Annotated in this window: 25 protein-coding genes; 5 read left to right on the top strand and 20 right to left on the bottom strand. The window is 44.9% G+C overall.

Annotated features, from left to right (window positions below; translation table 11 throughout):
• Positions 1–2: 2 nt before the first annotated feature.
• The 11 genes from ACLSSO_RS18205 to rpsB form a co-directional block, all read right to left on the bottom strand.
• Positions 3–1,010, bottom strand: a complete 1,008-nt coding sequence (locus ACLSSO_RS18205; RefSeq protein ID WP_413943665.1) for an RluA family pseudouridine synthase — start codon at positions 1,008–1,010, stop codon at positions 3–5.
• Complete coding sequence (locus ACLSSO_RS18200) at positions 1,000–1,623, bottom strand: helix-turn-helix domain-containing protein (RefSeq protein WP_413943664.1); 624 nt, start codon at positions 1,621–1,623, stop codon at positions 1,000–1,002. The genes ACLSSO_RS18205 and ACLSSO_RS18200 overlap by 11 nt, the downstream gene beginning before the upstream one ends.
• Positions 1,624–1,631: 8 nt before the next feature.
• A complete protein-coding gene (locus tag ACLSSO_RS18195) occupies positions 1,632–2,603 on the bottom strand; it encodes a P-loop NTPase (RefSeq protein WP_295901044.1) in 972 nt (323 codons plus the stop codon).
• A 10-nt stretch (positions 2,604–2,613) separates the two neighbouring features.
• On the bottom strand, positions 2,614–3,318 hold the full coding sequence (gene tsaB, locus ACLSSO_RS18190) for a tRNA (adenosine(37)-N6)-threonylcarbamoyltransferase complex dimerization subunit type 1 TsaB (RefSeq protein WP_413943663.1): 705 nt from the start codon (positions 3,316–3,318) through the stop codon (positions 2,614–2,616).
• Positions 3,315–4,988 (bottom strand): RIP metalloprotease RseP, encoded by a 1,674-nt coding sequence (gene rseP / locus ACLSSO_RS18185; RefSeq protein WP_413943662.1) that lies wholly within the window; start codon positions 4,986–4,988, stop codon positions 3,315–3,317. The genes tsaB and rseP overlap by 4 nt, the downstream gene beginning before the upstream one ends.
• A 75-nt stretch (positions 4,989–5,063) precedes the next feature.
• Positions 5,064–5,897, bottom strand: a complete 834-nt coding sequence (locus ACLSSO_RS18180; protein ID WP_413943661.1) for a phosphatidate cytidylyltransferase — start codon at positions 5,895–5,897, stop codon at positions 5,064–5,066.
• On the bottom strand, positions 5,869–6,600 hold the full coding sequence (locus ACLSSO_RS18175; protein WP_413944833.1) for an isoprenyl transferase: 732 nt from the start codon (positions 6,598–6,600) through the stop codon (positions 5,869–5,871). The genes ACLSSO_RS18180 and ACLSSO_RS18175 overlap by 29 nt, the downstream gene beginning before the upstream one ends.
• 11 nt (positions 6,601–6,611) lie before the next feature.
• Entirely contained in the window at positions 6,612–7,172 is a 561-nt protein-coding gene (gene frr, locus ACLSSO_RS18170) for a ribosome recycling factor (protein WP_340593497.1), read from the bottom strand.
• An 8-nt stretch (positions 7,173–7,180) separates the two neighbouring features.
• Positions 7,181–7,894: a UMP kinase gene (gene pyrH / locus ACLSSO_RS18165; protein WP_295901464.1), complete on the bottom strand. Its 714-nt coding sequence runs from the start codon at positions 7,892–7,894 to the stop codon at positions 7,181–7,183.
• A 1-nt stretch (position 7,895) separates the two neighbouring features.
• Entirely contained in the window at positions 7,896–8,825 is a 930-nt protein-coding gene (tsf, locus tag ACLSSO_RS18160) for a translation elongation factor Ts (protein WP_295901462.1), read from the bottom strand.
• A gap of 108 nt (positions 8,826–8,933) precedes the next feature.
• Positions 8,934–9,866, bottom strand: coding sequence for a 30S ribosomal protein S2 (gene rpsB / locus ACLSSO_RS18155; protein ID WP_413943660.1), 933 nt, complete (start codon positions 9,864–9,866; stop codon positions 8,934–8,936).
• A gap of 286 nt (positions 9,867–10,152) precedes the next feature.
• On the opposite strand from rpsB, the gene ACLSSO_RS18150 reads away from it, so the two are divergent.
• Positions 10,153–11,496, top strand: a complete 1,344-nt coding sequence (locus ACLSSO_RS18150) for a sensor histidine kinase (protein WP_295901456.1) — start codon at positions 10,153–10,155, stop codon at positions 11,494–11,496.
• Here ACLSSO_RS18150 and ACLSSO_RS18145 read toward each other — a convergent pair.
• Genes ACLSSO_RS18145 through galU form a run of 5 tightly spaced genes read right to left on the bottom strand, consistent with a single transcriptional unit; the run spans position 11,493 to position 17,360 of the window.
• Positions 11,493–12,638 carry an FAD-dependent oxidoreductase gene (locus ACLSSO_RS18145; RefSeq protein ID WP_413943659.1) on the bottom strand — a complete coding sequence of 382 codons (1,146 nt, stop codon included), beginning with the start codon at positions 12,636–12,638 and terminating at the stop codon, positions 11,493–11,495. The genes ACLSSO_RS18150 and ACLSSO_RS18145 overlap by 4 nt on opposite strands.
• 55 nt (positions 12,639–12,693) lie before the next feature.
• Positions 12,694–13,530 carry a CFI-box-CTERM domain-containing protein gene (locus ACLSSO_RS18140; RefSeq protein ID WP_413943658.1) on the bottom strand — a complete coding sequence of 279 codons (837 nt, stop codon included), beginning with the start codon at positions 13,528–13,530 and terminating at the stop codon, positions 12,694–12,696.
• A gap of 46 nt (positions 13,531–13,576) precedes the next feature.
• Positions 13,577–15,616 (bottom strand): primosomal protein N', encoded by a 2,040-nt coding sequence (priA, locus tag ACLSSO_RS18135; RefSeq protein WP_295901448.1) that lies wholly within the window; start codon positions 15,614–15,616, stop codon positions 13,577–13,579.
• Positions 15,613–16,467, bottom strand: coding sequence for a hypothetical protein (locus tag ACLSSO_RS18130; RefSeq protein WP_295901445.1), 855 nt, complete (start codon positions 16,465–16,467; stop codon positions 15,613–15,615). Before ACLSSO_RS18130 ends, priA begins: the two co-directional genes overlap by 4 nt.
• A gap of 8 nt (positions 16,468–16,475) precedes the next feature.
• Positions 16,476–17,360, bottom strand: a complete 885-nt coding sequence (gene galU / locus ACLSSO_RS18125; protein WP_295901442.1) for a UTP--glucose-1-phosphate uridylyltransferase GalU — start codon at positions 17,358–17,360, stop codon at positions 16,476–16,478.
• Between the two features lie 160 nt (positions 17,361–17,520).
• Between galU and ACLSSO_RS18120 the strand changes: the two genes are divergently transcribed.
• Complete coding sequence (locus ACLSSO_RS18120) at positions 17,521–18,801, top strand: hypothetical protein (protein ID WP_295901440.1); 1,281 nt, start codon at positions 17,521–17,523, stop codon at positions 18,799–18,801.
• On the opposite strand, the gene ACLSSO_RS18115 is transcribed toward ACLSSO_RS18120, so the two are convergent.
• Positions 18,798–19,904, bottom strand: coding sequence for a M23 family metallopeptidase (locus ACLSSO_RS18115; RefSeq protein ID WP_295901437.1), 1,107 nt, complete (start codon positions 19,902–19,904; stop codon positions 18,798–18,800). The two genes, ACLSSO_RS18120 and ACLSSO_RS18115, sit on opposite strands and share 4 nt — an antisense overlap.
• Here ACLSSO_RS18115 and ACLSSO_RS18110 point away from each other — a divergent pair.
• The 3 genes from ACLSSO_RS18110 to ACLSSO_RS18100 all read left to right on the top strand — a co-directional run bounded on the left by ACLSSO_RS18110 (position 19,903) and on the right by ACLSSO_RS18100 (position 22,047).
• Complete coding sequence (locus ACLSSO_RS18110) at positions 19,903–20,727, top strand: hypothetical protein (protein WP_295901435.1); 825 nt, start codon at positions 19,903–19,905, stop codon at positions 20,725–20,727. The genes ACLSSO_RS18115 and ACLSSO_RS18110 overlap by 2 nt on opposite strands.
• A 36-nt stretch (positions 20,728–20,763) precedes the next feature.
• On the top strand, positions 20,764–20,892 hold the full coding sequence (locus tag ACLSSO_RS18105; protein ID WP_295901433.1) for a hypothetical protein: 129 nt from the start codon (positions 20,764–20,766) through the stop codon (positions 20,890–20,892).
• Positions 20,893–21,003: 111 nt separating this feature from the next.
• Positions 21,004–22,047, top strand: coding sequence for a hypothetical protein (locus ACLSSO_RS18100; protein ID WP_413943657.1), 1,044 nt, complete (start codon positions 21,004–21,006; stop codon positions 22,045–22,047).
• Positions 22,048–22,056: 9 nt separating this feature from the next.
• Here the strand turns inward: ACLSSO_RS18100 and ACLSSO_RS18095 are convergent, their stop codons facing one another.
• From ACLSSO_RS18095 to ACLSSO_RS18085, 3 genes are all read right to left on the bottom strand, one after another.
• Positions 22,057–23,427 (bottom strand): energy transducer TonB, encoded by a 1,371-nt coding sequence (locus ACLSSO_RS18095; RefSeq protein WP_413943656.1) that lies wholly within the window; start codon positions 23,425–23,427, stop codon positions 22,057–22,059.
• 123 nt (positions 23,428–23,550) lie between these two features.
• On the bottom strand, positions 23,551–24,663 hold the full coding sequence (gene nagZ / locus ACLSSO_RS18090) for a beta-N-acetylhexosaminidase (protein WP_413943655.1): 1,113 nt from the start codon (positions 24,661–24,663) through the stop codon (positions 23,551–23,553).
• 2 nt (positions 24,664–24,665) lie between these two features.
• On the bottom strand, positions 24,666–25,538 hold the full coding sequence (locus ACLSSO_RS18085) for a hypothetical protein (protein WP_295901424.1): 873 nt from the start codon (positions 25,536–25,538) through the stop codon (positions 24,666–24,668).
• Positions 25,539–25,629 lie beyond the last annotated feature (91 nt).

The raw sequence follows: 25,629 nt of genomic DNA, 5'->3' as shown, positions 1-25,629 counted from the left end.
CTTTACAGTCCCCATTTATCTAGAAGTTGGCGGATGTCCTCCGGCCAATCCTTCTTAAAGGACATTCTCTCTTGAGTGCGGGGATGAGTAAATGCCAATTCAGCCGCGTGAAGCAAAAAGCGTGGTAAACTCCGAATATCTTCCTGGATCACTCTGGCCTCGACATTTTTAATTTTTTTGTCGGCCCCATAAAGTGCATCTCCGGCAATGGGAAGACCATTTTCTGAAAGATGCACGCGTATTTGATGAGTGCGTCCGGTCTCAAGTTTAAGTTTCAAATAACTTAGACCGCTTTTGCGATTGAGAACTTCAAAGTGAGTCACAGCCCATTTGCCAGTTAAAGGTGGATCTTCTTGATCTTGCAAAGGTCTACGGTCATCGCCAAGAACAGAAGCATAGCGCTTGCGATCGACAGGATGACGAGCTAAAAAACTTTTAAAGGTTCCCGATAAAGTTCGCGAAGTTCCAATACAAACAGCAAAATAAATTCTATGAGTGCTGCGTTCTTTAAACTGAGCCGTCAGTGCTTCGTGAGTTTTATCATTTTTTGCAACAACGATCACACCACTGGTTTCTTTATCCAGGCGGTGAACAATGCCGGGGCGTTCTTCGCCAAACTTCATGGAAAGATCATCGGTGTGAGCAAGCAACGCATTCACTAAAGTATCATGCGCATGTCCTGCCGCCGGATGAACAACAAGGCCCGCAGGTTTATTGATGACGATCAAATCTTCATCTTCAAAAAGCACATCAAGCTTTAAATCATAAGGCTGAAGCTCTGTTGGAACGGGCTCAGGTAAAGAAATTTCAATCAGATCATTTTCTTTCACTGAAGTTGAAGCCTTGGCGATTTTTCCATTCAGAAGAACAGACGAAGTTTCAATCAAATGACTTGCGCGTGAGCGAGTGCCGACTTCCTCAATCAAAGCCAAAGCTTTATCAAGACGAAGTCCATGCATGTCGGCAGTGGCTGTCACTGAAAGTTTTTGAGAAGATTTATTATTTTCCAAGACCTTTGAAATTTTTCATGTAAGAGTCTGCGACTTTTTTGTCGTCAAGACCCAAGGCTTTTGCAATTTGCACGACATAGCCTCTTACAAAAACCACCGCCGGTAGGTTCGCCGGATCCATGTTTTCAACAGCAGTTACGTAGTAAGAATTGATTTTCGTGATTTCGCTCAGACGTTGAGTAGAAAGCTGCTTGTACTCGCGCACTTTTTTAAGGAAAGCACCATCCCAATTTTCACGGGACGCGATTTCTTTTTCAAACGCTTCATCTTTTTTATAAGCAGCTGCAGGCTTTTCAACTTTTGGTTCAGGAAAGACTTGTTTGCTGGCTTCAAGAATTGATTCGTAAGTCAAATCGTTCAAAGAAGAGCGGCCACTGAGTAAGCGCTGATCATAAATGTTTCTTAGAATTTTATTTCCAAGAACTTGGTAAGCTTCTTCGATTAAGACTAAAAGCTGGCGAGCTTCCTGTTCAGAGAAAATTGTATAGATCGCAGGATTTTCTCCAGAGTAAGTCGCACGGGCACGCTCGTAAGCGGTCGTCACCTCGTGTTGAGGTGCGTTCGCTGTGAGTTCCAGAATTTCATAATAGTTATAACGAGACGTTGCTTCCATCGTAGCTATTATACTACGGCGCGAAGCTCCTCTGGATCAATAAGTTGTTTGCACGTAGCCAAAAATTGTCCCGCAAGCGGAGTGAATGGCTGAGAGACCAAGACATGCTCGCGACTGCGAATGGACTGCCACACCGCATTGTCGTAATCGATGGCACCGAGGTAATCAATACCTAAGTCGTAGTACTTGTTACAAACACTCTTAATTGAGTAACCTAATTCAGAGTTAGTCTGACTGCGAATGGAATTCACAACCAAACGAACTGGCGTTGAAGAAAGAGCTTCAAAGAAATCATATTGAACTCCGGTTTGCTCTTTCAAATATGAACGGAATGAAAAAGGTTTTTCCAAAGTTCTTTGACGATGATTGCGAAGAGTAGAAATCATGTTGCCATAAGCATCCGGAGTTGAATTCTCACGAAGCGAATGACAAACAAAAGCTTCGATAAAACGATATGTCTTTTCGATGCTTGTCGGCTCTGGAGTTGTGATCAAGAATTTCTCATCAGCGGCCTTGAAAAGTTCCAAGTGAGCTTCCAAAGCGCCCGCGCCCAAATCCACAATCACATAATCAGCACGAAGTTTTTTGATTTCTGGCAAAAGAGTATGAACTTGATTGTAAGAAAAATCAGTCGGAGTCCATGAATCCCAAAAACCCTGAACGTAGGAAAGGTGAGGGAATGGAGTGGGAATCACAAGCTCTTGAAGAGTTTTTACTCCCTCAAAGAAGTGGCGGATGTTCATGTGTGAAGGAGGAAGTCCTAAAGACGTGTGAATATTTGCACCACTCAGATCCAAGTCAACGATGACAACAGAGTGACCAAGTTTAGAAAGAGTCATGCCGAGACTCGAAGATACAAAAGTCTTTCCAACGCCGCCTTTACCGGAAGCGACAACCCACAATTTTGTGTCCGTTGTTTTTTCAGAATGAGCTTTGCGCTCCAAAGACTCTAGATAAGCTTTTTGAAGATCTCTTTCCATGATGTATCCTCTATTTCAGCGGAGAGATTAAAATTCCTTTTTTTGTCTCTTCGGCTTCAGAGGCGCGAATATAAAGGGGAATAAATGATTTCCAGTCCAAGGTTTGACCCTTCAGCGCACGCTGCTCGGCCATCATTGCTAAAGTAGAAGCAAGCGGATGATCGGGGAAGTTGGAATCACGAGAAATTTTTGATGAAAGTTCTTCCGGGAAATACTCGTGGTAAGCTTCCCAGCCGTCTCCCACCATAACACATTCCTGCTGAACGTGGTTTTTCAGCTCACGAACAGGAACAGCGTCAGGACCTTTGATGTATTTTGGTTCATCACCACTCACATCAAATAGGCCCATGTACACCATGTTTTTGTAAGCATTGATCGCAGCCAAAACAGGCTTTGCAGAGGAGCGAGCTTGGTGAGCCAGTAGCATCAATGAATCAACCGTCACCATCGGTTTATTAAAACTGTAAGCAAAAGTTTTACCGGCGTTTGCGGCAATACGAATACCTGTGAAACTACCAGGACCTTGGCCCACGGCAAACACATCGATATCTTCTAATTTGATTCCGGCTTTAAGGAGGCAGTGATCGACGAAGGGGCTGATGTTTTCGCTATGGGATTTTTGTCGCAAAGAATTTTCCTCTGCGACAACTTTTCCATCAATAACCACAGCGACTCCCCCGACGAGAGTGCTGGTTTCCATAGCTAAGATTTTCATAATCCCAATAAACGAGTGAAGTCATTAAAGAGGGCAAAGATCATCAAACTCATGAGGATCGCAAGGCCCACTTGTTGTGCGACTTCCATTTTCTTCATGCTGAGAGGCGCACCTTTAACAATCTCGATGATGTAGAACACCAAGTGTCCACCGTCAAGCACTGGAACAGGCATCAAATTCAGAATGAACAAGTTCACGGAAATAATCGCCATCATCTGCAAGAATTGAGTGATACCGATTTTAAATGTTTCACTTGCCGCCTGACCGATAGAAATCACGCCACCGATATTTTTTGGAGAGATCTTTGCCTGGAACAAACGAACAAAACTCATAACTGTCATCACTGACACGTCCCAAGTTTTTTGTACGCCACGAACCAAGGCATCGCCAATATTGCTTGTGCGAAGAACCATCAACTCAGGAGCCGCGATATTCGCAATCGGAGCAATGCCGATAGTGTAACGCTTCTCTTCAGTTCCTGTTGGCAACATTTGCGTCGTCATCTTCGGAGTGATTTTCAAACTCACAGTTTGACCATCGCGAAGAACGGAAATGTCGACAGGATTTTTTCCATCAAAAGATTTGATGTTGGAAATGACGTCATCCCATTTCTGCAATTTTACGCCGTTGATTGTAACAAGACGATCCATGGCATGAAGACCGGCCGCCTGTGCGGGAGAACCGTCAATCACTTTGCTCAAATAAAGCTCAGAACTCTCAAGCCCCAAACCTTGCATCGTGAATGTTTTCATTGATTCAAGGGGAGCCAAAGTCACAGTGATTGGTTTTTCAACCTTGTCACCTTCGCGCATTCCCAAAACTTCAATCGTCAAAGGTTCTTTGGTATTCAACTTTTCAAGTGCAGGCTCAAGCTGTCTCCAGTAAGAAACTTTTTGGCCATTCAATGACGTGATAGTGTCACCCGTTTTAAGACCCAAAGCGGCCAAAGGAGATCCACCAAGAACACCGATGGTCGTTCCTGCAGAGTAAGGCGTGAGTCCATCAACATTCGCCATGAATTCAAAACTGCTAAGAACATTTGGATTTGGTTCTGATTTCGCTGTTGTCGCGATTTTTGCTTCTTCACCAGTGTCTTCACGTTGCACGACAACGTCGATGTGAAGATCATGATTTTCTTTTAGGCTTAAACCTTTTTGGAAATCTTCCCACGTCGTCACAGGCTTTTCGTTGATAGAAACGATTTTATCACCTGAACGGAAACCCGCTGCATAAGCTGGGGAGGAAGCCGCGATATCACCTGTCACCGGAGTTTTTGCATCTTCACCAATCAAAGCCACGGCGAAGAAAATCACAATCGCAAAAAAGAAATTCATCAAAGGACCGGCAAGAACTACCGCGATTCTTTGCCACACATTTTTGTGCGTGAAGGAATACTTTTTATCTTCTTCAGCAATATGATCACCTGGTTGCTCGCCAAACATTTTGACGTAACCACCCAAAGGAATCATTGAAAGGGCGTAAACAGTGTCACCCTTTTTGTATTTCAAAAGTTTTTTACCAAAACCAAGACTGAAGACTTCAACACGCACTCCACACCAGCGTGCTACAAGGAAGTGTCCAAGTTCATGCACGAAGATCAAAATGCCGAGCAAGATTACAAATGGAATGATCGCGGATAGGCCTGATTGAAGATAAGAAAAGATATTCATTCAAATATTCTAAATGGCACAGAGGAACTGGGCCAGAGAATTAAAGTGATTTTGCTTTGGGGCCAGACCTTTCTCTTATGACGAAAGATGAGACAGAATCAAAATTCCCGTGAGAATAACAGGACTTGCGAATAGGACTCCGTCAATGCGATCTAAGACACCGCCGTGGCCTGGCATGATTTTCCCAGAATCTTTCACTTCAGCGACTCGTTTTAAGAGAGATTCGAAGAAATCTCCGAACTGTCCTACAAAGCCAGAAAGAGCTGAAAGAATTAAGAAAATTCCAAGAGACTGTTCTGGAAACAAGAAATGCCAACAAACAAATCCAGCGATCAGTGATCCGATAATTCCGCCGATAGAACCCTGCCATGTTTTTTTCGGGGACACGGAAGGCATGACCTTGTGTTTGCCGATTAGCACTCCAAAAATATACGCCATGGTGTCGCCTGCAAAAACAACTGCGAGTAAAAACACGAACCAATAAATACCGTAAGCCTGATCTAAAATACGATAAGCAAATGAAGGAAGAAGACCGACATAGAAAAGACCCAAAGCCGCGCGCGCTTGTACGCCCGACATGTAAATTAGATCACCTTTTTTATGCGAAGAAAGAAGTACAATGATGATCATCGCAATCAAAGACAATGAATAAACCAAAGAGCCCGAACTTAAAGAAATTGCGGAAGCTGCAAACACCAGCAAAGACAGCACAAAGAAAGAAGCTTTAATAACAACAGAGTTTTCTTTCTGAAAAAGAATTCCCAAAAGTTCCCACGCACCGACAATAACGGCAAAACCCACAGTGACTTTAAGACCGTCAACGGCCCAGCCGATATAAAGACCAATAATAATTGCGAGTGCGACCAAAGCCGACGCGGCTCTAGTTAGAAAACTTTTCCATGTTGTCATTCGATGAGACCTTGCCGAAGCGGCGTTGTCTCATGGAGAAAGCCGCCAGGGCTTCATCAAGATGAGACTCGGTGAAGTTAGGCCACAATACATCTGTGAAGTAAAACTCAGAGTACGCAGCTTGCCACAAAAGAAAATTTGAAAGTCTTTGTTCACCGCTCGTGCGGATGATCAAATCAGGATCTGGAGTTGGATAAGTGCTGAGTGTTGAGTTGATCAACGACTCATCCACGTCATCCGCAGAAAGTTCACCGGCTTCCACGCGACGAGCGATCTCGCGCACGGTGTTCGTGATTTCCTGACGAGAACCATAGCTCAAGGCAAAGACCAAATGCAGGCCTGTGCACTGAGCTGTGGCTTCGATCGAATTTTCAATTGCTTTAGCAACATCCGCAGGAATGCGGCTCATGTCGCCAATCACAGAGAAACGAATGTTTTCTTTAACAAGATTTTCAGTTTCACGCTTCAGATAACGACGCAAGATTTGCATCAACAAACTGACTTCGGCCTGAGGGCGAAACCAGTTTTCTGTACTGAAAGCGTAAAGAGTGAGATTTTTGATCCCACGGCGCGAACAAGCTGTGATGATTTTCTTCGCGACGCGAGTTCCTTTGATGTGCCCAAACGTACGAGGACGGCGCTTGAGCTGAGCCCAGCGACCGTTACCATCCATAATAATTGCAATATGCTTAGGCAAATTCATCGACTGCAAGATTAGATCGTCAAGATAGACTTTTCTTTTTCATCCGCAACTTGATCGACTTTTTTGATGAAATCGTCAGTTACTTTTTGGATGTCTGCTTCGGCCTTTTTGCCTTCGTCTTCGCTGACAGCTTTATCTTTTTGAAGTTTTTTAACTTCATCATTGGCATCACGACGAGCCATACGAACAGCCACGCGTGCCTCTTCAGCGATTTTCTTAACTTGCTTCGCAAGGTCTTTACGGCGTTCTTCAGTCAAATCTGGAACTTTCAAACGGATCACTTTACCGTCGTTCATTGGAGCCATGCCCAACTCAGACTTGATGATCGCTTGTTCGATATCTTTAAGAATTGAAACTTCCCAAGGAGCGATCAAGAAAGATTTCGCATCCGGAGTAGAGATTGAAGCCACTTGAGAAAGAGGAGATGGAGTTCCGTAGTAATTCACACGGATATTATCAAGCATAGAAACTTGCGCGCGACCTGTGCGGATTTTCTTAAGCTCTTCACCTAGAGCCGCCAAAGTCTTTTCCATTTTTGCTTGCGCATTCTTTTTTACATCAGCAATAGCCATGTTGTCTCCTAATGTACGAGTGTCCCGATGGTCTCACCTTGAACGGCTTTCAAAATGTTGCCGGCTTGAGTGAGGTCAAAAGTGATAATTGGAAGTTTGTTGTCCATACACATGCTGATCGCTGTTGAGTCCATCACTTGCAAACCGCGATTGAGGACGTCGATGTAGCTGATCTTATCGAATTTTTTTGCATCAGTATGTTTAGCAGGATCTTTATCGTAGATACCATCTACCTTCGTCGCCTTCATGATCACTTGTGCGTTGATCTCCATAGCGCGAAGAGAAGCCGCTGTATCTGTTGTGAAGAATGGATTTCCGGTTCCTGCACCGAAAATCACGATACGGCCTTTTTCTAGATGACGGATTGCTCTGCGACGGATGTAAGGTTCAGCAATCTCAGCCATTTCAATAGCTGTTTGCACGCGAGTAGGAACACCTTCTTTTTCCAGAGCGTCTTGAAGAGCCAGAGCATTGATACAAGTCGCAAGCATACCCATGTAGTCGGCACTTGCGCGATCCATGCCTTCAGCAGAAGCGGCAACACCACGATAGATGTTACCGCCGCCAATAACGATACCCATTTGAACGCCTGCCTTATAAGCCTCTGCCACGTCTTGCGCGATTTGTTTGATCGTCGCTGTATTGATACCAGTCCCTTGCTTTCCAGCAAGAGCTTCACCACTTAACTTGAGCAAAATGCGTTTATAAACAGGCTCTTTCAAACTAGTGTCCTTTCATTTGTGCAGCAACTTCAGCTGCGAAGTCGTTAGACTTCTTCTCGATACCAGCACCCAATTCGAAACGTACGAAACGCTTGATTGTAACGTCTGCACCGATAGTTTTACCAACAGATTTCGCCAAATCAGACACTTTCATGTCTGGGTTTTTAACGAAAGCTTGGTCCATAAGGCAGTTTTCAGCCAAGAACTTGCGGATTTGACCGTCAACGATCTTTTCGATCATTTCTGGTTTTTTGCCTGACTCAAGGTTCTTCGCAGTCAAAATTTCTTTTTCTTTAGCAACAACTTCTGCAGGGATCTGATCAGAAGAGATCGCCATTGGGTTCATCGCAGCGATGTGAAGAGCAACGTCTTGAGCGAAAGTTTTCAACTCAGGATTGCTAACAGCTTCTGGCTTAGAAGCAGTCACTTCGATCATCACGCCGATTTTACCTTCACCGTGTATGTACGTGTGAACCAAACCGTTTGGAGCTGCATTGTACTTTTCGAAACGACGAATAACGATGTTTTCACCGATAGTCGCGATCGCTTCTTTAAGCATGTCGCCCACTTTTTTAGTTGGGTTTTTGTGAAAAGCTTGTTCCAAGATATCGCCCACTGCGTTTACAGCGTTCAATACGTGGTGAGCAACGTCGCTAACAAGAGCTTTGAATCCATCGTTACGAGCAACGAAGTCAGTTTCAGAGTTGATCTCAAGGATCACACCTGTGTTACCAATAACTTGAGCAAAAACAGTACCTTCAGCAGCAATACGGTCAGCTTTTTTCGCCGCCGCGCCAAGGCCTTTTACGCGCAACCATTCAACAGCAGCATTGAAATCGCCAGAAGTCGCCTCAAGCGCCTTTTTGCAATCCATCATACCTGCATTTGTTTTTTCTCTGAGTTCTTTTACAAGAGTAGCGGAAATAGACATTAGGAAGTCTCCTTCAATAATAAAGATAATTATAAAAGATCAAAAAACGAGAAGACGGACAAAGAGAAGGGTGGCTAGGCCACCCTTGCTACTTCATTCAGCTGATAATTACTCAGCAGAATCGTCTTCTTTGTTCTCAAGCTCAGCTTGGATTTCAACTTCTTCTGCTGTACCAGCAGCAACAAGTTTACGAGATTTAGTGGCTTTAACAACCGCAGGGCCAGCACCTTTCTTAGGAGCTTCTTTCGCACCAGCTTTAGGAGCGCCACGACGTTTCGGAGCTTCTTCTTTACCTTCAGCTTTAGCTTCTTTAGCAACGTCAGATTGTTTGTCTGTCATTGTGCGAAGTTTTTGTTCCCAAGTTTTAGCACCTTCTAGGTACGCTTCAGCAACTAGGTTTGCGAACAATTTGATAGAACGGATCGCATCGTCGTTACCTGGGATAGCGTATTCGATAGATTCAGGATCAGAGTTTGTATCAGCGATACCAACTACTGGGATGCCCAAACGTTTTGCTTCAGCAACCGCGATGTGTTCTTTAGGAAGATCTACTACGAACATAGCAGAAGGCATTTCCTTCATGTCACGGATACCGTTCAAGAACTCAGTCAAACGAAGATATTCTTTTTCAAGCTTCGCGCGTTCTTTTTTAGTAAGGTAATTGAATTCACCTTTTTCTTTCATTGTGTCGATCTTGCGAAGACGATCGATAGAAGATTTGATCGTTTCGAAGTTCGTCATCATACCACCCAACCAACGCTTAGTTACGTAGTACTGACCGCATTTTGCTGCAGCTTCTTGGATTGGTTCGATAGCTTGCTTTTTAGTTCCAACGAAGATCAAACGACCACCGTTAGCAGCAACTTCTTTTACGAACTCAGCAGCTTTGTTAGCGCGTACAACAGTCTTTTGAAGGTCAATGATATGAATGCCTCCGCGAGCTGTGTAAACATAAGGTTTCATTTTTGGGTTCCAACGCTGAGTTTGATGTCCGAAGTGGACGCCAGCGTCTAACATTTCTTTCATGGTCACTTGTGCCATGGCAGTACTTCCTTTCTGGTTAATCGTCCTCGTCAGCAGAGCCAGCTTCTTTTTTTCGCCGGAAGACCCTCTTTTTCAGTACTTGAGGGACCAGTTAATACTCACGAGTGCTTATTGTTGGAATCTGGGGATATCATAGTGGGTCACGCTGCGCAAGAAGTCTTTAGGCCAGTCCTTTTCTGAAACATCTGTATTACATCTGGCGACTCATCATTAAAGTTTGTTTAGGCACCATGAGTCACAACCGATAGATAAAGAGAAATCCCACTGAGGAACGTAGGCGAATATGGGAATGACAGGTCAAGAACTCGGACGAAATCATCCGGAAGTAGAAAAAATATTCCAGCAGCAAATGCATGAAATCGGCATTCGTGTCGATCGAGCCTTTGCATTTCTTATGCTAATTCAATGGGTTAGCTGTATTTTTCTAGGGGCAAGCATCACCCCTTTTACTTGGGTAGGGCAGTTCAGTGGCTCTTTGGAAAACGCCTTGGTGGGATTGGTCTTCGGCGGCCTTTTCGCCCTTCCTCCTATATATTGCGCGTGGGTTTTGCCCGGCCAGAAAATCACCCGCTACATTATCGCTATTGCCCAGGTCTGTTTTTCAATTCTCCTCATATATCTCACCGGTGGAAGAATCGAAACGCACTTTCACGTCTTTGTGTCGCTAGCGGCTCTAGCTTTTTATATGGATATCCCAGTTTTGTGGGTGGCGGCGGCGATCGTTGTGATCGATCACGGGCTGCGCGGAGTTTTACTGCCAATATCCGTTTATGGAGAAAGTGCTGATGTCGAGTGGCGGTGGATTGAACATGCCGGTTGGGTTTTCTTTGAGAACATCATTTTAGGCTTAGGCATTCAACGCATTCGCGCAGAACTGCGAGAAATGGCGTTCTCAAAATTTCAACTTATCGAAGCTCGCGAAGAGGCTCTGCGTTTTGCTTCTCTCAAATCAAATTTTTTAAGCAATATGAGCCACGAAATTCGCACGCCTTTAAATAGTATTCTGGGATTTTCCGATATTTTGCGCGACACAACCTTGGATGAAGAGCAGCGGGAGTACATCGGAACGATTCATCGCTGCTCGGACACTCTTTTGCATCTGATTAATGATATTTTGGATATTTCTAAAATTGAAAACGGCCTTTTGCAGATTGATCACCATCGTTTTGATCTCAAAGAACTCCACCAAGATATCCACAAGATGTTTTCTGTGAAATGTATGGAAAAAGGTTTGGAGCTAGAGCTCGCCATGGATGAAGGAATTCCCAATCACACACTGGGAGATTCGTATCGACTCCGTCAAGTGCTCACGAATTTAGTCAGCAATGCCGTGAAGTTCACGGACAGCGGAAAAGTTCGCATCGAAGTTTACAAAGATCGTGAGGCCCGTCTGTATCGCTGGCATGTGAAAGACACCGGCAAGGGCATTCACTACGATAATATCAAAAAATTATTTAGAAGCTTTTATCAGGAAGATCCCTCAATCTCTCGCAAGTACGGTGGCTCGGGATTGGGTTTGATGATTTCAAAAAATTTAATTGAGCTTATGGGCGGACAGATTTCTGTCGATAGCAAAGTGGGAGAGGGAACGACGTTCTCCTTCTCCCTGCCTTTAGAAGAAGCCTAAAGAGAAGCTTCTTGTGGAGTCTCTTCTTCGTGATTCATTGTAACTTCCTCAGAGGCTTCAACACGGAAACCAAGAGAGGCCACAATCATTTCAGCCTGCAAAAGAGCACCAACTAAATTCTTTTGTTCATTCACAGTTGAAGAAGCGATCCAAAGATTTTCCAACTCAGGAATAGTCAAGTTTGCGCTCAACTTAATATCGCCGTTTCCTGCAATAATCGGAGCGACAAAAATTCTTTCAAGTTTAATATTGTCCAAAGCTTCAGGATAAGCGCGCTTGATTTGGCGTTTGATTTTTTTCAAAGCCATGCCAACCACTTCGCTATCTTCCGTCACTTCTTGTTCAATGAATGTCATCCACTGAGACGCTTGAAGTTTCTGACCTTCGACTTCAACAGATGGAAGGAAGCGGCCCGCACAAGGACCGATTTCATCTTGAGTGGTGCCGTTAAGGATGTGCATCGCTGTTGAATCTGTCACTTCTTTGCTGTGACAAACATCCAAGCACAGAGCAGTCCAATAAGTGTTTTTTGAAAGTTTAGAACGCGCGCGTGTAGAAATAGAATCTTCCGGTAAAAGCACACCCAGGTCTTTTACGGTGCCCGCAAAAATAAAATTCTGTGCATGCAAAGTTTTAGAACCGTTGATTGTGATGTGAGAAACTTTGTCGCCTTCTTGATGAAACTTCGTCACATAAGAACGCGGCATGAAGTCACCTTTGAATTGTTCAAAAAGAGCTTGTGTCCACTCGAAAGGTTGAGAGGCCAAATCAATGCGTTTGCTGGAAGTGAAGTAGGCAAGCTCTTCATAGAATGCAGGAGGGTTCTCACCGAAACCTAAGAAGGTTTTAAAACCGCCCGCTTCATAAGTAATCGGCGCTTCTTCTGAAACATCCGCGATCACTTTTTTATTCAAAATCTTTTCAAGAAAGCTCATCGCTTTTTCAGCAAGAACTGAATCCGGTACAAAGCGAAGTCCATTGTTGATGGGACCTGTCGGGAAATTTACTTTTTTGTTTGTACCAAAAGCAACGTCAGCTGCTTCAATAAGCGCGATGTTGTCGGTTTCGCGACTGAGAGCCGCGGCGATGCTAAGACCAGTTAAACCACTTCCAATAATTGCATAATCGTAGATATGAGCCATGCAAATACCTTCCCTCATAAAGGACGGGCTTTGCAAGCCTCAAAGACGCGAAACTTTAGCTAACGCATTTAATCAAAATGCGGAGAAGAGCTCTGACTGCGGGTTTGAACTGCGGATGCTTATCGAGTAAGCAAGCAATGCGAGGAGAATGCTGATAATAAAAAGCAATGAACTTGCGGCCCCAAATAGAATTGCGAAGAGTAAAATCGCGGAACTCTCGCAGAGTCCTAACTTCTATTGCAAGTGGGTTGTCGAAAGCCGAAGTTGCAATAAAGCAACGCGGACGTTCTTTGTCTGACATTTTTAAAAACTGTTTTACGATTTGCGGATTGCGCGCCGTTTTTTGGAAGGACTCTGCCTTGCGGATAATATCCGGATAAATCGGCGTGAATTGAACAAACATCGCAAGTTGTTTTGCGGCGTTGGCCATGCGATCCGCGTATTTGTCGTGAGAATCGTAAATGCGCAAGAGATCCCAATACACAGAAGCAACCACTGTCAGTTCTGTCGTGCGGGCACTTTCTTTAAAAGCTTCCGGTTTAAGGCGTTCGCCTTTTTTTACGTCGAAAACGATATCAAGAATTTTTAAATATTTTTCGTAAGAGACGGCAGCTTCGGAATAAAGTTTTTGGGTCATGCACATGCGAGCTTTTTTAATAAGCATCACGCGGCTTTTCCACAGTTGCAGGCGGTGCTGTTCTTTGGCGCGCTCTTGTTGCATCAAAATGCCGCCACTGCTTGTCGCCAACGTTCGGCGCAAATCAGAAATGCAACCTGCACACACTTGAGGTGGCAAATTGGTTTCACCCGCGGCCTGAAGTTTTTGTATTAACTCCGGATCGACGGGGTGAAGCTCAGTAACTTGAATTCCGCAGCGAGGACATTGAATCATTCCAATTGAGTTTCCCTGATCTTTCCATTTTAGGAAAGTGCAAACATTAAAGCAAACTCATTGGATCGATATCGATTAATATTTTAATTCCAGAAGGCACCCACTCCTGATCGCCCAGTAACTGTCTTGAAAAGGGATTTGCAGCGGCTACCTGGGTGGTTTTGATAAGGAGGTGATAGCGAAATTGCCCACGCAACTTCGAAAGTGGCGCCTCAGCAGGCCCTAAAACTTCAATGGAGTTGTATTGAGGGAATTGGGCTTTCAAAGCATAAGCTCTTCTCGCTAAAAGTCCCGCTGTCTCTTCGACCTTCCCCAAATGAGTTCCTTGAATGCGGAAACTCACCAAACGTCCAACCGGAGGATAGCTTAATTGTGAGCGAATGTTTAATTCGTGCTGGGCAAAGCCTTCGTAGTCATGATTCCGGGCGAACGTGATGCTGTCGTGTTCGACGTTGAAAGTCTGAATAATAACGAGTCCCGGGCTTTCGCCTTCTTTGACGTGGCGACCACTGCGACCGCTCATTTGCGTGATGAGTTGAAAACTTCTTTCGGTCGCGCGGAAATCGGGAAGGTTGAATCCGACGTCAGCAAGCACAAGACCCACGAGTTTGAGTTTCGGAAAATCAAGACCCTTGGCGATCATCTGTGTTCCAACGAGAATATCAATTTCTCCGGATTCCATTTTTGCTATGAGGTCTTCAAGATCTGCACGACTTTGAATTTCATCGCGGTCCGCACGCGCAATTGTTTTTCCTGGGAACAGGCGAGCAAGATCTGTTTCAACAAGCTCGGTTCCTAAACCAATCGCTTGCAGTTCACCTTCCTTGCAATCAGGACATTTCGTTTTGAAATTTTCGTGATAGTCGCAATAGTGGCAAACCAGGTGCGAATGCGCATGCAACGTCAAAGAAATATCACAGTTCGGGCATTCGCGTGTATGACCGCAGGCAGGGCAGACCACCATTTGCGCGATTCCGCGACGATTCAAAAATAACGCCGCCTGATCACCGCGCTCTAAAACTTCGCCCATGCGCTCGTAAAGTGCGGGGCTCAACCAGAATGGCAGATGAGAATATTTATCGATGATCTTTTTCTTTTCTTCGTCATCGGATTTTTGATGGCGAAGATCAATCACCTCAATATCAGGAAGGGACCGATTGGCAACCCTGCGGCGAAGTGTGTGAAGTTGGTATTTTCCTTCTTGCGCGTTCTTCCAGGTTTCAAGGCTCGGCGTTGCTGACCCTAAGACAACCGGGCAATTCATAAGTTTACCCAGCATCACCGCGGCATCGCGACCGTTGTATTTTAATTTTTCATCTTGTTTGAAGCTGGGTTCATGCTCTTCATCAACAATGATGATTCCTAAATCTTCAATAGGACAAAAGAGTGCAGACCTGGCGCCGATTAAAATCGATTTTCGACCTTCAACGATATCCCACCATTGATTGGTTCTTTCACGATCTGTAAGTTGCGAATGAAGAGCTGCAATCTTATCGCCAAAGCGACGCGCGAATCGCTGAATCAGTTGCGGTGTTAAAGAAATCTCGGGAACAAGAACAATCCCGCGTTTTCCTCCTTTTAAAACTTTATCCAAAAGACGCAAATAAACTTCCGTCTTTCCAGAGCCAGTCACACCAAAAACCAAATGCGTGGCAAAGCCTGTTTGTTTTGCGATGTTCTCAAAACACTCACGCTGTTCATCTGTTAAGTCTAAAGCCGAATCACTTTCAAGCTGCGGAATCACCGGAGGTCGTTTTGATTGCCTTTGCTTATCCGTCTTACGCAGGGGAGGGAAAGCCGACTGTACGACTTGTCCAACCGGATGAATATAATACTGCGCAAGCCACTCCAGCCATTTTACAAATTGCTCTGGAAGTGGGCCGTATTCTTCATCGATAGAATCAATGCTTTTAATTTCAAAATCAGGAACTTTGTCGGTGGGTCCTAAAACTAAACCCTTCACTTTGCGTCGGCCCAGCGGCACGTTGACAAGCTGACCGCGCTGAAGAGGCTCTGCAAAGCTGTAAGTCAAAGCTTCTGGAAGAGGAGCATCCACTGCCACTCTCCATAGCTGAGTAGAACTCATCGAAACCTCGTGTAGAACTCCGTGATAACATCTTTCGCAGGCAAGGAATTAATTCCGTCCCATTTTAGATTCGCATCCAAAGATGAAGGTTGGAACAAATTCACCGCTGTTTGCGGGCGAGCTGAAGCACTGATCAAACGAATCGTCACTGTGTTGTTGCCCCAGCGAATTGTGCGAGCACGAGGATAAGAAAGACCACGCGCAAATTGATTGTAATTGTTAGCACTCATTTCAACTTGTGAAGGCAGGCGAAGTTTACGAACCACGAATTGATCCTGCTCAATCCAGATGCCAGGATAGTTTTGTTCCTGATCCACAGGAGTTGGAACGCCTAAGGCGTAATTCACCACACCACCAGTGCGCGAGTAACGAACCCATGACTCAGGTTCGTTTTTGAAATCAGCGGCCGTTTTTCCTACAGGTTTTTTCTGAAAAGCCGAAGCTGGAATCATTTTAAGATGCGCTAAAGTATTCGCAAAAATTTCTGGATTTCTAAAGTTCAAAAACTTTTCCAAGAAATCTTCCGGGACTCTCGCACTTGTGCGGTTGTTATTCGCCATGCTCCATTTTTGTCCGCCGTTATAAATGTACTGAAGCTTAAAGCTGTTTTGTAAATCTTTGGCTCCGGTGACGGTAAGGCGCATGGTGCGATCACTGTCGATCAACCAAGTTTCCTTTACGGCGACCGTTTCTTCGCCATTGGAAAATTGCACTTCTTGCTCGATCGCATAGATTCCTGAGCCTGCGTTTTCTGCCGTTTTTTGCAAGATCGTGCGAGTCGGAATGATGTACGCCATCGCAAGACCGGGAAGGCAAAGAGAAATCAATAATGAAACAAAAAACTTCTTCATGGATTTTCCTATTTCAAATTCTGCGCTAAGTGCAGGATGTAATTTTTAAGATCCGCACCTAACTCTGGATTTTGCAAAGCCAGTTCGATATTGGCTTGAAGATAACCGATTTTATCGCCGGCATCATAGCGTTTTGCAGAGAAAGTCATCGCATTCAGTCCTTTGGACTGACAAAGAACTTTCATACTGTCCGTCAGTTGAATTTCTCCATTCAAAGTCGGTTTCGCTGAGTGCAGAATATCCATGATGCCATTGTCGAAGGCATAGCGGCCCGGCAAAGCCCAACGGCTTTTTGTCTCCGTTGGTTTTGGTTTTTCAATCAAAGATGTGACCTTGAAAAAACCTTTCGGATTTTCTTCAACTTCTGCGATTCCGTATTTTGAAACATCTTTTTCAGAGACCTTCATCACGGAAATTGTCGAAGTGCCAGTTTCTTCAAAAGAACTGACCAATTGAGAAGTCACATTCGGTTCACCATGGAAACCCATCGTGATTTCATCGCCCAGAAGAACGGCAAAAGGCTCTTTTCCAATAATGGGAAGACCACACAGAACGGCGTGACCCAAGCCCATTGCTTGCTTTTGACGAATGCTGATGATGTTGGCTTTTTCACGAATTTTTGTAACGCGCTCAAGAAGTTTTTCTTTGCCGTCTTTAGCCAGTTTGTCTTCAAGCTCGTAAGAAGTATCAAAAAAATCTTCAATTGCATGCTTTCCACGACCGGCAATCAGAACGATATCTTCAATGCCCGCTTGAACGGCCTCTTCAACCACGTACAAAATGATCGGAGCGTCCACAATAGTGAGCATCTCCTTAGGAACTGTTTTGGTGGCAGGCAAAAAGCGAGTGCCTAGACCAGCGGCTGGGATGATGGCTTTTTTAATCTTCGACATACTTAATAAATCTCAGACGTTTCACTCTAAGACAACACTTAACGACGGGGGCTATGGATTCTCTTAGGGAACATCAAGGGTGTCTCAGTGTGAGAAGGTCTGTGGTTTTTTGTGAATCTGCCGAAAAGGAGATGGTAGTCTAGTGTTTAGGGGAGATTCCATGAAAGTACGTTTGAATAAGACGACATGGCGAGCCGCCAGCGGCATTGTTGCCTCCTTTATTCTTGTCGTGTCGTTTCAAAACTGCGGTAAGGCAGGATTCGATTCTGAATTGGATAGCACTCTAAGCGCAGGCACGTCAGATGCTGCGTTATCTGCCAAATATGGCACAACTACGGCCTCAAAAGTGTCGAGCATTCCTTTTGCGTACGATGCGGGCTTTGACACAATTACTTATAACTCTTGTGCTGAAACTCATCTTCGCAACAATAAAGCATTTACGTCTTTGCAAGCGGGTGCCTTTACGACGGGCGGGATCAAAATCAAAGATGAGTTCTTTGATTATGCTGATCAAAACTTCAAACCAGTTTATCCAGCGACGTCTTTGTCGTTGAATCAATACAAAGAGTTTTTGCAAGATTCACCTGCAAATGCGGGTGCTGTTCCTACAGTGGGTATCCGTGTGAAAAACAGTCTGACGGATGTTTACACGACAAACAGTCAAGTGACTTTGTGGTCTGATATTATTCCGATGGTGGGAACTCTCACTGATGCGTTGGTGATGGATTCTTTCTTGACGGCAAATCAAAACAACGAAGTTCAAAAAGGTGTGACGGCAAACTATTTCCCGTTCTCACCAGAGCAGCGTGTGATGGATTCAGGAATCAGCTTTAACGCCAGCGAAGAATTGGCGGAAGAGTTCCGCAATATCTTTATGAGTGCAGGTATTCTGGCTTTGACATATATGCCGACGAATGCTGAAGAAGTTTATAAAGTGCGTTCACCAAGCAGCGCTTATCCTGTGAAAACGGCTTATGGTAAGGGTTATAGTCTTACATTTACTCCTCTACCAGGAACCAACGCTTCGACAAATCCAAATCGCACTCTTGCGCAAGTGATTGAGACTGACTTGGCCTCGCCAGGTGTTGGGGCAAAAAATTGGAACTGCAATAGAAAATATGCGGTGATTCGCTCTCAAGATGCGGCGTCACTTTGTCCCGCTCTTACATATGCTCAAATGAAGGATGCCAATGTGCGCACTGAACTTAGCATCATGCGCCGCCATTTGCGTGCTGATCAATGGGATGTAAATCCTCTGCGTGGTTGCGTTGTTCCTAAAAACGGTATTTCTTGCTACAAAGAAGAAAACCTTGCTGCCAAAGGCTTTGCCGAAGTCGAATATGATTTATCAAAAGAATGCTTCCGTCCGAACGGTAGCTACGGTGGCGCTACACCAACAAGTAAGTGTCTGCACTTCGTAACTGTTTGTACTCGTGATTAATTACTAGCCACGCGCTCTTCTAAAAGGCGCTCCATCTGTGGCGGATAAGATTTGATGTATTTAATAGGGTCGACCATGCGACCCTTTTTCTTTACTGCGAAATGCAAATGCGCGCGAGTGCAGTAACCTGTGCAACCGACTTCCGCAATTTTTTCTCCGACGTTGACCTTCAGACCCTGACGAATTTTTTTATCGATGCGGTAAAGGTGATTGTAGGCTGTCTCCATGCCGTTGGAATGCAAAAGCACGATGTAGTTTCCAGCGGCGTGATTGTGCCCATAGCGCACAACAGTTCCTTTGCGAGGGGCAAAAACGGGTTCACCCACGGGCAACTCAAAATCAATTCCTAAATGCGGTTGCAAGCGGCCGGTGATCGGGTGAAGGCGATTGGGTTTAAAGCGGCTGGCCACTTTGATGTATTCAACCGGTGCAAAGAAGGGGCGATCTTCTATCAAATCCTGAGCACTGAAAAACACACCGCCATCTTTATAACGAACAAACTTTTTTTGAACTGGAGAACCGTCGATCTCTAGCGAAGTCTGCAGAACCTCACCATATTTTACAAACTGACCAGCTTCATATTTCTTTTCCACCGTAAACCAAAAGCGTGCGCCGCGAGCCACATCGCGCGATGAAGCCATATCAAAAACGTAGGCATCCATAAACCGAGTCGCCACCCAATTACTGTTTATTTTCGCAAGCACACTGCCAAGAAGCGAACCATACACGCGACCGTCAATGCGAGCGTGAGTTGTTTTGTAGTTGGGTTTATAAGCGCCCGCTTGAACGCTCGCTCCTTTTTTAAGAATGCGGAAAGCTGCTGAAGTTTGCGAATCAAACATGCGAAGTTCAACTTCGTTACCGGATTTTCTGACAAGATATCGAGTATCGAGAGTGAGAAATAAATTGCGAAGGCCTTTATCGGAAGCGAGAACTTGTTCGCGTTGTTTTTCTGAAAATCCTTGTTGGCGCAAAATAGAAAGAAGGTTGTCGCCAAGACGTACAGGTTTAGCAGTAAAAGTGTTGGCTCCGGCGTGGACCGATTGGTAGGATGTGAATGCTAAAAGAAACGCACTCACGATACTTGCGAGGTGAAAAGTCATGCCCCATCCTTTGAGCTTAATTAAAAAACTTCCTGTTTTTTTATTTGTTTATCTTATCGTGAACGCAGCGTCGGCCCAAGTTTATAATTCCTCAATCTCGGCAGCAACGGGCGGAACTGGACGTGCGGCGGTGGAAGCAGGCGATGCTTCATTCTTGAATCCAGCAACTTTGGTGCACTTAAAAGGCCATTATCTTTTTTCGTCATTTGCCAAAGACGAATTGGCAATCACGTTGAGTGACAACTCGCCGGAAAGTTTTTTGCCAGCCGCTTTGGGCTACGTACAAAAGAAATCTGACGTTCCACAAGGGGAGTTGAAGTTCAGCGATATCAACATGTCGCTTGCAGAATTCGTTATGGATAAATGGGCTTTCGGAATCACGGGTCACTACTTTGAATTCAAACTGCCGAACTCTTCTTATCGTCAAGTAAACGGGGATTTGGGTCTGATCTATACTCCAAAGTCCCACATCGGTTGGGCCTTGGTTGTTTACAATGTTTTTGGAGAAAACAAGGACATCCCGGAAGCCTTTCGCCCAAAAACTTCCGTGGGCGGAGGATTTAATTATATCTACCAGGCCATGGTGCGCTTCCGCCTGGATGCCACTTCCGAGTCGATTTATATGGCCGGGATCGAGACCTACGTGAACCAATTTATTATTACTCGCTTCGGGTATTCCAACGACACGGACGAAAAAAGGGAACTAATTACTGCGGGAGTGGGTTTTAAAGGCCCTAGATTCGCTTTAAACTACGCTTATCAGGGAAATCCGCAAATCTCGGGAGATTACCGCCATTCGGTTGACTTGGAGATTCCGTTTTGATAATTAACTCGTTCCGTTAAAAACTCAGGAGAGACCATGGCTTCTAAAACAAAAAAACTTGAATACATCCGCGAAAAGAAAAAATCTACTAGCGGTAAAAAGCGTAAAGCAGCTGTGCGCACTAAAGGCACTACTAAGTCTGCGAAAGTGCTTTTTAAAGACTAATTGCTTATTGATTTTAAGTACTTAGATAAGCCTTTGGGTCGCTCCCAAGGGCTTTTTTTGTTTCCCTGATTCTTAAAGTCCTCTTCTCAGAATCCGATAAGTCTTTGGTATATGAAGGCTTTTCTGATCGTTCTTAGTTTTTTTATCTCCATCGCTCACGCTAAAGAGTCGTGTTCCAGCATCGATTATCGATCTGAGCTGGGTCCTAATCGCGACCAAGGAGACCTTAGCTGGTGTTTTGCTTACACCTCAGCCGATCTTATTTCTCAAAGAGTAAAACAAAGAGTTTCTGCTACCGACATCGCATCGACGTTCATTCTGGCGGACCCTTATCAACTCGAAAACTCTTCGCAACCTGAAGTGAAAAATTATTTGCAGGAAAATCCAGATTTCTACAACCGCGTGCAGACACATCGTAAAGAGGCTGCGGGAAAGTACGATCCAAAAAACATTCTAAATTCAGCGGGTCTTACAGATACAGGCGGGCAAGAAGACACGACAATCATGCTTGCGAATTCTAAAGGCATGTGTGCGGAAAAGAATTTTCCGTCCACCGAAAAAAATCAGACACAGTTTTTAAAAAACATCGCGCGTATACACTATAAAAAAAATAAAAGCTACCAAGACGTCAATCGATGTCCCTTGTTTCGCCCGCAAACAGATTTTACTTCAGCAATCGTCGATCCACTTTCTGTGGCCATGGCCGATGTTTATGAAACGGAACTGGATAAGCGCTGTCACCGCAAACCTTGGCCTGTCCCTTTAGTTCCTGTAATGGTGAAGTTCGGTGACGATCTTGCGCAGTACGAAGAGAAAATAAAAAAAGGGGAGATCACCAAAGACGAAGGTGCTGCAAAACTTTTTGCGACGATTGATTCAGCATTAGAAAATGGTCGTGTGTCAGCGATTGGTTACAACGCCTATTCGATCATGCCTCCCGATGAAGGAGGAGACAACAGGCACGCCGATCATTCAAGCGTCATTGCCGCTCGTCGTATGATCAAAGGTCAATGCCATTACTTGATTCGCAATACGTGGGGAAGTGATTGTTCCACTTACTATCCAAAGTTTCGCAATCGCTGCGAACAAGGTAATATCTGGATAACAAAAGAGGAACTCAAAGAGTCCCTCTATAGTGTCACTTATATGAAGTAAGTTTTTTAATTAGCGACGGCTTACACTTCGGCGTAACAATCCGCCGTCTTCTTGAATTCCGCCTTTTAAGTCCCAACGGAATGGAAGTTCAACCCATCCCTCTTGTCCTGGATAGAAGCGCCATTTTTTAAGAGCGGCCAAAGTTTTTGCGTCTAGGTTTCTAAATCCCGTCGATGAAATCATACGGAACTGACTTGGGTAGCCTTCTTTGCTGATGTAAGCAACAAAGGCCACTTTACCTTGGTCACCACGACGACGCTCTTCGCGATCATACTGTGGGCGCGGGTTTCCCGGCATCTGACGAAGTTGATCAAGGCTGCGAACTCCTTGCGGCATTCCTGCTACTTGAGTTCCTGGGCCTTGAGATCCTGTATTGCCTGCGCCGGAACCTTCTTTAGTACCAAGACCATTTCCGTTTCCACCAAGACCTGCACGTTTTGCCGCTGCCTCGCGAGCCGCGGCTTCACGCGCAGTTGCTGCGGCCGCCGCTTTTTCAGAGGCAAGTGCAGAAGCAATGGCGTTGGCATTTTTCTTGCGCAAAGAATCCTGCGCTGCTGCTAAACGAGAAGCTTCTTCTTTGTTCGCTTCATCAAGAGCGTTGAGATTTTCGTCTTGTTCAGCAGCAAGAGCTGCCGCCATGGCATCCATGGATTTCTTTTCTTTTTCAAGAGCCGCTCTTCTTGAGTTATCGATGTTTTCAAAGTCTTCGTTAAAATCTTCATTCATTTGCGAAGCGACTTTAGCGTTGGCCACTTCGCCTTCATCAAGTTCTGGAGCATCGATGTCATCGATGGTCATCGGAACCGCTTTCATTGTCGCTTTAGGAGCAATGCTTCTTCCTGCCGTTTTCGCAACGCCTGCCTTCGGAGTTGCGTGAGCTGCGACCTTTGCAGAGGCTTTGGCTTTCGGAGTCGCTGCCTTCGCTTTTGCGACAGCTTTGGAAGTGGCTTTTGGTTTTGCGACAATAACGTCGTTAGGGCTGCCAGCATCTTCAAGCTTCTCAACAACAGGAGTCGTTTCTTTAACTGGCGTTCCTCCTTGAGTTGGCGGCACAGGTGCACCACGCGCCATTTTTACTGGAGGTTTCACGTCTTCGATTTCAATTGTGATCGTTTCAGTTTTGGCTTGTTCAACAAGAGGAACTGTCATCATAGCGATTAACAAAATCGCCGCCGCATGAACAACGGCAGAAACAGTCATAAAGCGAGATGTCTTGCTTTGTTCAGGTTCTCGGTGGGCCATCATCCAAACATCAAAATCAATGGCTGCAGAACCCTCTTCTTTTTTCGCAGGAACGAAGTCGGCCTTGGGCATCTGAAAGTCGAAAAGACTCAGCTGATCCTTATTGTTTGACTTGTCGTCGTCCATATTAAAACCCATAGGTACTCCTGTGATATCAGGAGATGCATTATCAATTCCCGGGCCACTCAAGATGGCCCTCAGTTGCAGATGGGTTTGGGTAGGTCTGAAATAACTACAGACCTGTTCGGGCGATTGTCAGTTCTATTCCGGAAGAAGACCGTCGGGGATTTGACCATTGGCGATCGCGGAGGCGATTTTTAGATGGTCAGGGTGTCCTACGATGTTGACGACTTCAGACATCGGAAGTGGATCAGGTTGTGTGAGCTTTGCTTTTTTAAGATCCATGATGCGACGGTAGCTCGCTTCTAAATCTGTTTTTTGCAAAGAGCCTTGCGCTGTCGCTTCAAGAATGGCTTCGAAAGCTTGAGGTGGCACTTCAGGATCATTGCAATATAAAAGCAAATCAACGCCGGCCTTCAGAGCGCGCACAGGAACTTCTTCAATTCCATAGTGTTTTGTCATGGCTTTCATTCCCAAATCATCAGTGATGATCAAACCACGGTAGCGGCACTCGTCACGGATGATTTTTTGTATGAAAGTTTCTGACAAAGTCACGGGCCACTCAGGATCAATTTTCGGGAATTTAATATGCGAAGTCATGACCATGTCGACGCGGGCTTTGAATGTTTTTTTAAACGGAATCAATTCGCAAGATTCCAAGCGAGCCATATCGACATTTTCGACCGGAAGATCTTCGTGGCTATCAATGACGGTATTGCCGTGACCGGGGAAGTGTTTTGCGCACGTGATGATATCCGACTTGATGTAACCGCGAACCAAAGCGGAAGCATGTTTAGCCACCATCTCTGGATCTGAACTGATTGAGCGGTCACCGATCACAGTGTTTGCAGGATTTGTGAATACATCCACGCAGGGAGCAAAATCCAAATTAATACCAACCGATTTTAATTCCTGTCCCATTTTATTCGCAAAATGGAAAGAAACTGTTGGTGCATCAAGGTCGCCAAGTGTGCGCAGTGGTGGCCACACAGTGAAAGGCGGCTTTAAGCGATGAACGCGTCCGCCCTCCATATCGATGCCGATGAAAAGGGGAGCTTTATCAACTTGCTTGTGACGAAGAGATTGAATTTCCGCGCACAGATCGTGAACTTGTTTTGGGTCTGCGACATTTCGTCCGAAAAGACAAACGCCGCCGATGTTGTTTTCTACGATGAATTTCTTTTCGTCAGCAGTCAGAGCGTGTCCAGAAACGCCGATGAAGAAATGCTGACCAATGATGTGATTCATGCTCATGCTTAGTGTCCTTTACTATCCGCTTTCTCAGGTTGAGCTTTAAGAATGATTCCTTGTCCTTGAGGGACTCCCATTTGTTTGGATGGGGCTGGTGCTTTTGATTCAGCTTCTTTTAATTTTGCTGATCTAACCACGACATTGGCTTGTCCTTCCGGAACAGAACCAAAAAGAGTTTTCAAAAGTGTCGGACTATAAGGAAGTCCCGTTGTAGCTTCCGAAGGTGTGCCTACAAGTTCTGTCGTGATCCCTTGGCCCATGGCATTTGTGCCAAGAACTTCACCGCGTTCATTGACGTAGCTTAAGAATTTAATGTCTTTGAAAGTGTTAAGAATTTTAAAGACCTTAAATCCGTTGAATGTTTCTTCTTTTCCAACAAGAGCCTGGCCTTTGTAGATTGCGGCATCTTCTTCAGCGATAGCTTGATACTCGTAATTCGTTTCTGATTTCAAGCCTTCTTTACTTTTCAACATTAAATAGACAAGGAAAGTAGAAAGGAATGTTCCTTTAGGAACTTTCTTTTCGATGCGTTGAATTTTGCCATTATGTTTTACGACGGCGCTTAAATTTCCTGCTTTGAATTTTGCGTCAATCGTTTTGCTCTCTTTTCCCGCTAGCGTCGTATACTCATAAGAAATGGGACCCAGCTCGGCATCAGCATAGGCTTTTAAACTTTCTGTGATTTCCGTGGGACCTTTCCCGGTTTTTAGGAAATAGGTAGAGATGAATTGTTTCTTTTTGGCGTCGAATTCATAGCGGCTGATGACGTAACCAATATGTTGCTCTCCCGAGAGAATTTTGGAATACCCCTCAAACAAGATATCCGCGTGAGCGCTTGAAGCTCCCAACACGGAAAAACTGATAAGCAAGGCGAGCATGAATCGGACCATCGTCGAGTTCCCTTCGTAGAACTATGTCCAAAAGTCTGTCATCTCACTATAGAACAAGTCAAAGTTTTAGAGGTCGAGT

Source organism: Bdellovibrio sp. HCB-162 (genome assembly GCF_047344985.1).
Classification (GTDB): Bacteria; Bdellovibrionota; Bdellovibrionia; order Bdellovibrionales; family Bdellovibrionaceae; genus Bdellovibrio.
The sequence above is the reverse complement of the archived record's forward strand: the minus strand, read 5'-3'. Positions and strand labels throughout refer to the sequence as shown.

What these genes read in the sequence shown, in the direction of transcription:
- ACLSSO_RS18200 (WP_413943664.1), bottom strand. Translation starts at nt 1,623, where the DNA reads ATGGAAGCAACGTCTCGTTATAACTATTATGAAATTCTGGAACTCACA.
- ACLSSO_RS18195 (WP_295901044.1), bottom strand. Translation starts at nt 2,603, where the DNA reads ATGGAAAGAGATCTTCAAAAAGCTTATCTAGAGTCTTTGGAGCGCAAA.
- tsaB (WP_413943663.1), bottom strand. Translation starts at nt 3,318, where the DNA reads ATGAAAATCTTAGCTATGGAAACCAGCACTCTCGTCGGGGGAGTCGCT.
- rseP (WP_413943662.1), bottom strand. Translation starts at nt 4,988, where the DNA reads ATGAATATCTTTTCTTATCTTCAATCAGGCCTATCCGCGATCATTCCA.
- ACLSSO_RS18180 (WP_413943661.1), bottom strand. Translation starts at nt 5,897, where the DNA reads ATGACAACATGGAAAAGTTTTCTAACTAGAGCCGCGTCGGCTTTGGTC.
- ACLSSO_RS18175 (WP_413944833.1), bottom strand. Translation starts at nt 6,600, where the DNA reads ATGAATTTGCCTAAGCATATTGCAATTATTATGGATGGTAACGGTCGC.
- frr (WP_340593497.1), bottom strand. Translation starts at nt 7,172, where the DNA reads ATGGCTATTGCTGATGTAAAAAAGAATGCGCAAGCAAAAATGGAAAAG.
- tsf (WP_295901462.1), bottom strand. Translation starts at nt 8,825, where the DNA reads ATGTCTATTTCCGCTACTCTTGTAAAAGAACTCAGAGAAAAAACAAAT.
- rpsB (WP_413943660.1), bottom strand. Translation starts at nt 9,866, where the DNA reads ATGGCACAAGTGACCATGAAAGAAATGTTAGACGCTGGCGTCCACTTC.
- ACLSSO_RS18150 (WP_295901456.1), top strand. Translation starts at nt 10,153, where the DNA reads ATGGGAATGACAGGTCAAGAACTCGGACGAAATCATCCGGAAGTAGAA.
- ACLSSO_RS18145 (WP_413943659.1), bottom strand. Translation starts at nt 12,638, where the DNA reads ATGGCTCATATCTACGATTATGCAATTATTGGAAGTGGTTTAACTGGT.
- ACLSSO_RS18140 (WP_413943658.1), bottom strand. Translation starts at nt 13,530, where the DNA reads ATGATTCAATGTCCTCGCTGCGGAATTCAAGTTACTGAGCTTCACCCC.
- priA (WP_295901448.1), bottom strand. Translation starts at nt 15,616, where the DNA reads ATGAGTTCTACTCAGCTATGGAGAGTGGCAGTGGATGCTCCTCTTCCA.
- ACLSSO_RS18130 (WP_295901445.1), bottom strand. Translation starts at nt 16,467, where the DNA reads ATGAAGAAGTTTTTTGTTTCATTATTGATTTCTCTTTGCCTTCCCGGT.
- galU (WP_295901442.1), bottom strand. Translation starts at nt 17,360, where the DNA reads ATGTCGAAGATTAAAAAAGCCATCATCCCAGCCGCTGGTCTAGGCACT.
- ACLSSO_RS18120 (WP_295901440.1), top strand. Translation starts at nt 17,521, where the DNA reads ATGAAAGTACGTTTGAATAAGACGACATGGCGAGCCGCCAGCGGCATT.
- ACLSSO_RS18110 (WP_295901435.1), top strand. Translation starts at nt 19,903, where the DNA reads ATGCCCCATCCTTTGAGCTTAATTAAAAAACTTCCTGTTTTTTTATTT.
- ACLSSO_RS18115 (WP_295901437.1), bottom strand. Translation starts at nt 19,904, where the DNA reads ATGACTTTTCACCTCGCAAGTATCGTGAGTGCGTTTCTTTTAGCATTC.
- ACLSSO_RS18105 (WP_295901433.1), top strand. Translation starts at nt 20,764, where the DNA reads ATGGCTTCTAAAACAAAAAAACTTGAATACATCCGCGAAAAGAAAAAA.
- ACLSSO_RS18100 (WP_413943657.1), top strand. Translation starts at nt 21,004, where the DNA reads ATGAAGGCTTTTCTGATCGTTCTTAGTTTTTTTATCTCCATCGCTCAC.
- ACLSSO_RS18095 (WP_413943656.1), bottom strand. Translation starts at nt 23,427, where the DNA reads ATGGGTTTTAATATGGACGACGACAAGTCAAACAATAAGGATCAGCTG.
- nagZ (WP_413943655.1), bottom strand. Translation starts at nt 24,663, where the DNA reads ATGAGCATGAATCACATCATTGGTCAGCATTTCTTCATCGGCGTTTCT.
- ACLSSO_RS18085 (WP_295901424.1), bottom strand. Translation starts at nt 25,538, where the DNA reads ATGCTCGCCTTGCTTATCAGTTTTTCCGTGTTGGGAGCTTCAAGCGCT.